Here is a 6,036-nt window from a genome sequence, read left to right on the forward strand (position 1 = left end):
GCCAAACTTGTTCAGCCGTTGCGGTAGCACCCGGTAAAAGCGCTCTGCATCCGTTTTCAATTGGAAGGCCACAACAAAGTCGTCGGCGTAGCGGATTAGCATGGCTCTGCCACACATACGCGGCTTGACCTTCTTCTCGAACCACAAATCCAAGGCGTAGTGCAGATAGATGTTCGCCAGTACCGGACTGATCACACCTCCTTGCGGGGTGCCTGCTGCCGGTTTACTGAATTTACCATCCAGGGTTTGCACCCGCACCTTAAGCCACTGCTTAATCAGTGCCAGCAGGGCTTTGTCGTCGATGCGAAGGGCTAGCATTCGCAGTAGCCAGCCGTGATCCAGCTGATCGAAGAAGCCTTTAATATCGGCTTCTACGATATAGCCGTAGCCTTTGAACTGCAGATTTAAGCCAAGGCTGTGTACGGCTTGGTGAGCACTTTTCCTGGGGCGGTAGCCGTAGCTAAAGGGCAGGAAATCCTGCTCCCAGATACTTTGCAGTAGCTGCGCTACGCTCTGCTGCACCAGTTTGTCTTCCACCGTAGGCAGGCACACTCACACGCAACAGCCAGGGGTTTGCCCTGGTTCAGAGCTAAACGCCGCATATAGAGAAACATAGAAACAACACAAAATGAAAAATCATGATTAAGGGATACTGGTCTACCAGAGACTTATGCCAACGCTATCGCTGCTCAAGCCGGACCATTTTCAGGTGGGCAAAAAGAGACTTAAACCCCTTCCCCGCGCCACGTATTCGATCGTCAGGAAGCCACAACCTTTGTGCTATCGATGATGTAGAGAAATGGGAGTCCCAAGTTTCCCTCCGCGAAGCAGCTTGAACAAGCCACCCTAAGCGATGACCGACACTCCACAGCCCTCGCTTAGGCGTCCACCTCTAAACCTCGTGCCACCCCTCATACTGACTGCAAACCCAGCCCCACCTTGAGAATTGGCCAAGCAAGCCTCCCTGCACCATCTAGAATATGACTCAAAGGTTCTGCAAAGTCATTAGCAAGGATCAAAACCTAAGTTCGTTTTGGTATAATGCGGCCTTTCAGATTCGACCTTGGAGCATATTTCCATATGTGTACACAGGGGCGTACACAGACAAGGCAAGATCTAAGTGAAGAACGATTATTCCCAGAAATATCAAGGGCGTAGAACTTTCGCTATCATTTCCCACCCGGACGCCGGTAAAACTACCGTGACCGAAAAACTACTTTTGTTCGGGAATGCAATCCAACAGGCGGGTTCCGTCAAGGGTAAAAAAGGCCCCCATGCGCGCTCCGATTGGATGACCATGGAGCAGGAGCGCGGTATCTCTGTGACCTCCTCCGTAATGCAGTTCCCCTACAAAGAACGCACGGTAAACCTACTGGATACACCGGGGCACGAAGATTTCTCCGAAGATACCTACCGTGTTCTCACCGCTGTTGACTCCGCATTGATGGTGATTGATGGGGCCAAGGGAGTGGAGAACCGAACCATTAAATTAATGAATGTGTGTCGCTTGCGTACCACACCAATTCTCTCTTTTATCAACAAACTCGACCGGGATATTCGCGACCCTATCGAAGTGATGGATGAGATCGAAGATGTCCTCAATATCCAGGCGGCGCCCATTAACTGGCCACTGGGTTCAGGAAAGGGCTTCAAGGGAGTCTACAACCTCTACACAGACACCATTCATGTATTTTCCCAAGGCCAAGGTCACAGAATACCGGACGATATCCAAATTAAAGGTTTGGATTCTAGTGAGGTCGATGCCTTGCTCGGAGAGTACGCTGAAGATATCCGGGAAGAAATTGAACTGGTCCGTGGTGCCACCCATAAATTCGACCCGGAAGCATACCTGGCAGGTGATCTGACACCTGTATTTTTTGGCACGGCACTGGGTAATTTTGGTGTCCAGGAAATGCTCGATGGCTTTGTTGAGTGGGCGCCAGCACCTCAGTCCAGAGAAACTAAAGAGCGAGCGGTCGACCCCAGCGAAGATAAATTCACTGGCTTCGTATTTAAAATTCAAGCGAATATGGATCCGAAGCACCGCGATAGAATTGCTTTTATGCGAGTTTGCTCAGGCACCTATAACCGCGGCATGAAAATGAAGCATGTTCGTATTGGCAAGGATGTCAAAATTGCTGATGCCGTGACATTTATGGCGGGTGACCGAACTCATGTGGAAGAAGCTATTGCCGGTGATATTATCGGTCTGCACAACCATGGCACCATTCAAATTGGCGATGCCTTTACTGAAGGCGAATCACTGAAATTTACGGGTATTCCCAACTTTGCCCCAGAGCTATTCCGCCGTATCCGTCTAAAAGACCCGCTTAAATTAAAGCAACTACAGAAAGGGCTACAGCAACTTTCTGAAGAGGGATCGACTCAAGTCTTTTTCCCAATGGATAACAACGACATTATCGTGGGTGCGGTGGGTGTACTGCAGTTCGAAGTGGTTGCCTATCGATTGAAAGATGAATACAAAGTAGAGGCCATCTACGAGAATGTAAATGTCAGTACGGCTCGCTGGGTAGATAGTGACAGCGCCAAGGAGCTGGATAATTTTAAACGTAAAGCTAGTACTAACTTGGCTCTCGATGGCAGTGGGCACCTGACCTATCTGGCACCGACACGTGTCAACTTGCAATTGGCTGAAGAGCGCTATCCCGATATTCGCTTTTATGCCACACGCGAACATTAAAGTTGCACGGCTCGAAGCCCTTGCGATGGTTTTGGTGTGAGAGCAATGATGAAAGAGGCAGATAATGAGTCAGTTTGTAGAAATCCCTGCTGAAGTACCTACTGAAGTACCTCGCTTGGGTAACGGCATCACCTCTACCATAGGCAAGCTGCTCATCAAGCTGACTGGGTGGCGTATGGACGGAGAGATTCCTGCAGAAAAAAAGGTGATGATTGCTTTGGCTCCGCACACGTCCAATTGGGATTTTATCGTGGCCATGCCATTTATTTTAGCCCTAGGAATTAAAATTTCGTGGCTGATGAAAAAAGAAGCCTTTTTCTTTCCCTTCAAAAAGCTTTTTATGTGGCTCGGTGGTTTACCTACTGATCGACGCTCCGCAGGCAATCTCGCTTTGCATGTCGCCTCAAGCTTTCGAGAAAATGAAAAAATGTGGGTGGGCATTACACCAGAGGGAACTCGTAAGAAAGTTGGCCACTGGAAAAACGGTTTTCTGAGAATCGCCTACGCCGCAGATGTACCTATTCTGCTTATTGCCTGGGACTTTCCTAACAAGCGTATGTGTATAGATTCACTTTACCACCCCACTGGCGACCTAAAGCAGGATATGGCAGAGATCCAAACACGCTTCAATAAATACCGGGGCTACCACCACGATATAAAAGGTGGTTTTGACGGAGGTAACGAGTCCACTCGTGATACAGCTAAGTAGTGACCTTCCTACTTATACCTACCTGATATTGACTGCGATCGCCTTTGCAGCGGGATTCGTCAGCGCAATAGCGGGAGGGGGGGGGATTATCACCCTCCCCGCGTTACTCTGGGCCGGCATCCCCCCCCTGGATGCCCTGGGTACCAACAAGTTTCAAAGTGTTTTCGGTACCCTTTCATCCACGTACAACTTCTTCCAAAAAGGCCAGCTGAACATCCGGCCATTGTGGCCAGGATTAGTCGCCGCCGTTATTGGCTCCGCCCTGGGTACCTTCACCGTGGCTTCAGTGGGAGAAGCCAGTCTAAATACAGTACTCCCAATCTTACTTATCAGCATCGCCCTGTACTTTGTCTTCTCCCCTCGTATTTCAGACATTGACTCCCCGCCTAGAATCAGTAATTTTACCTTTAATCTGGGTATTGGTGGCGGGCTTGGATTTTACGGTGGCTTCTTCGGTCCTGGTATGGGCTCTATCTGCGCAGCCGCCTTTGCAGCCCTGCTGGGCTACAACATGCGCAGTGCTACAGCTTCAACCAAACCCATTGTACTGGCGACCAACACGACCGCCATGCTTATTTTTATGGCCGGTGGACATATTGACTTAGGGCTCGCTGTCGCGATGTCTGTTGCCCAGGTACTCGGGGCCCGGCTCGGCTCCAACCTAGTTATTGCGAAAGGTGCCCGGATTATCAAACCGGTGATCGTCATTGCCACTATCGCTGTGGCAATGAAATTATTGATGGAGGAGTGACATCATGAATTGGCTGGCAACGCTCGTTCTCACTTTTATTGCCTTTGTTATTGTCGTCTGGGTCATGATGCACCTGCGTAAACCCAGCTTCCGAATGGACCGGGGCAGTTTCGTCAAAGGCCTGGAGGATGTGATTACTGGACAAGCCAGTGATGCCGAATGGCGAGCTCTTCTCGCTTGCCCCATGCGCCACGACCCAGAACTTGAAAAAATTCGCCAACGCTGTCTCAATCTGGAAGACAGCGAATATACCGGCGAGCCTCCATACCTGTTTACAGAAAAAGGCTTGCAAAAATTACACGAGATCCGTGAACAACTCATTGCAACCCCGCAAGACAACGAGCCAAAAGCTTAAGATCCACAAGTGTTAACAAAGGACAGACCGATGTTGAAACCGCTGCTTTCCCTCACCGGGGGATTGATCGCTACCATGGCCCTGAGTATTACCCAGGCCAATCCCCTGCCACAGGGAAGTATCTCCGTGGCAGAAGTATTGCGCGATCGAGCACTGGAAAGCTCCGACCCCTATAGCATTGTGGAATCGCTAACCGTCGAAGTAGGCCCTCGCCGTGCAGGTACCGAAGGAGACCGCCGCGCGGTCGCCTGGGCGCAAAAGAAGATGAAAGAGCTCGGCTTTGACCGCGTCTACACCGAACAAATTGACGTTCCCCGCTGGGTTCGTGGCCACGCCCAAGCGGAAGTGGTAGCCCCCTTTCCACAACCTTTGGTCGTCTCTTCCCTCGGTTACGGCATTGCCACTCCCGAAGGTGGACTGACTGCTGAAATCGTCGAATTCCCCAATCTAGAAGCCTTGTTAAAAGCGCCAGCAGATAAAGTAAAAGGGAAAATCGCTTTTATTAATAAGCGTATGGAAAAAGTGCGCACAGGTGAAGGTTACGGTCCTGCGGTTCAAGGCCGTAGCAAAGGAATGCAGGCCGCCGCTGAGAAGGGCGCGGCTGCCTTACTTTTGCGCTCAGTCGGTACTGACTCAGACCGTTTCGCTCACACGGGCATGATGTCTATCGATGGGGTCGAAACACCAGTACCCGCCCTCGCGCTTTCAGCACCTGATGCCAACCTGCTTGAAGCCATGCTCAAACGTGGCAAGCCGGTTCTGGTCAAGCTCAACGTAGAGAGTGAGCGCCTTAATGATGGCCCGTCCTTCAATGTAGTTGGTGAAATTACCGGTCGTGAGAAGCCGGAAGAAGTGATGATAATTGGTGCGCACTTGGACTCCTGGGATGAAGGCACTGGCGCCCTCGATGATGGAGCTGGCGTTGCAATTGTCATGGAAACAGCCCGTTTGATTTCAGAACTCCCTGAGCGCCCGCGCCGCACACTGCGTGTCGTTTTATTTGGCGCAGAAGAAATTGGCTTGGTCGGCGCTAAGCAATATGTCGAATCTCACCTTGATGAGCTAGATAATATTGTCGCCGTTTCCGAATCCGACTTTGGTGCTGGGAAGGTCTGGCGCTTCGACACACGCCTCCCTGAAAGTAAATTCGATATCGCTGACCAGATGATGCAGCTCCTTGCACCACTGGGCATCGAGCGCGGTAATAATAAGTCTTACGGTGGTCCCGACAGTAGTGTTTTTGTTGCCCGCGGTGTCCCCGCCTTCGGCCTTTACCAAAATGGCATGGACTACTTCGACTATCACCATACACCGAACGATACCCTCGATAAGGTCGATCCCGAGAAGCTGCGCCAAAATGTCGCAGCTTGGGTAGTGATGTCTTTCCTAACTACTGAAATGGAAGGTGACTTGGGGCGAGTACCCACTTCAGCTGAATAAATAGATCCCCCCCGCAATTTGGTAGAGCCCCACAATCGTGGGGCTTTTTATTGCCTCTATTATTCCCACTTATTTTCAAG

The 6,036-nt window shown here is 50.7% G+C and carries 6 protein-coding genes; 5 read left to right on the forward strand and 1 reads right to left on the reverse strand.

The window, feature by feature from the left end:
- On the reverse strand, window positions 1-552 hold a 552-nt coding region (locus tag MO867_RS19990), incomplete at its 3' end, for a reverse transcriptase domain-containing protein (RefSeq protein WP_309143320.1).
- Between the two features lie 568 nt (window positions 553-1,120).
- Between MO867_RS19990 and MO867_RS19995 the strand changes: the two genes are divergently transcribed.
- From MO867_RS19995 to MO867_RS20015, 5 genes are all read left to right on the forward strand, one after another.
- Window positions 1,121-2,701 (forward strand): peptide chain release factor 3, encoded by a 1,581-nt coding sequence (locus MO867_RS19995; RefSeq protein ID WP_252472390.1) that lies wholly within the window; start codon window positions 1,121-1,123, stop codon window positions 2,699-2,701.
- A 64-nt stretch (window positions 2,702-2,765) separates the two neighbouring features.
- Window positions 2,766-3,410 (forward strand): 1-acyl-sn-glycerol-3-phosphate acyltransferase, encoded by a 645-nt coding sequence (locus MO867_RS20000; RefSeq protein ID WP_252472392.1) that lies wholly within the window; start codon window positions 2,766-2,768, stop codon window positions 3,408-3,410.
- Entirely contained in the window at window positions 3,394-4,161 is a 768-nt protein-coding gene (locus MO867_RS20005) for a TSUP family transporter (protein WP_252472394.1), read from the forward strand. The genes MO867_RS20000 and MO867_RS20005 overlap by 17 nt, the downstream gene beginning before the upstream one ends.
- Window positions 4,162-4,165: 4 nt before the next feature.
- The gene (locus MO867_RS20010) at window positions 4,166-4,516 is read left to right on the forward strand and encodes a hypothetical protein (protein WP_252472396.1); all 351 of its coding nucleotides are present in this window, start codon (window positions 4,166-4,168) and stop codon (window positions 4,514-4,516) included.
- 30 nt (window positions 4,517-4,546) lie between these two features.
- Window positions 4,547-5,956 carry a M20/M25/M40 family metallo-hydrolase gene (locus MO867_RS20015; protein WP_252472398.1) on the forward strand — a complete coding sequence of 470 codons (1,410 nt, stop codon included), beginning with the start codon at window positions 4,547-4,549 and terminating at the stop codon, window positions 5,954-5,956.
- Window positions 5,957-6,036 lie beyond the last annotated feature (80 nt).

The organism is Microbulbifer okhotskensis, from assembly GCF_023895975.1.
Taxonomy (GTDB): domain Bacteria; phylum Pseudomonadota; class Gammaproteobacteria; order Pseudomonadales; family Cellvibrionaceae; genus Microbulbifer; species Microbulbifer okhotskensis.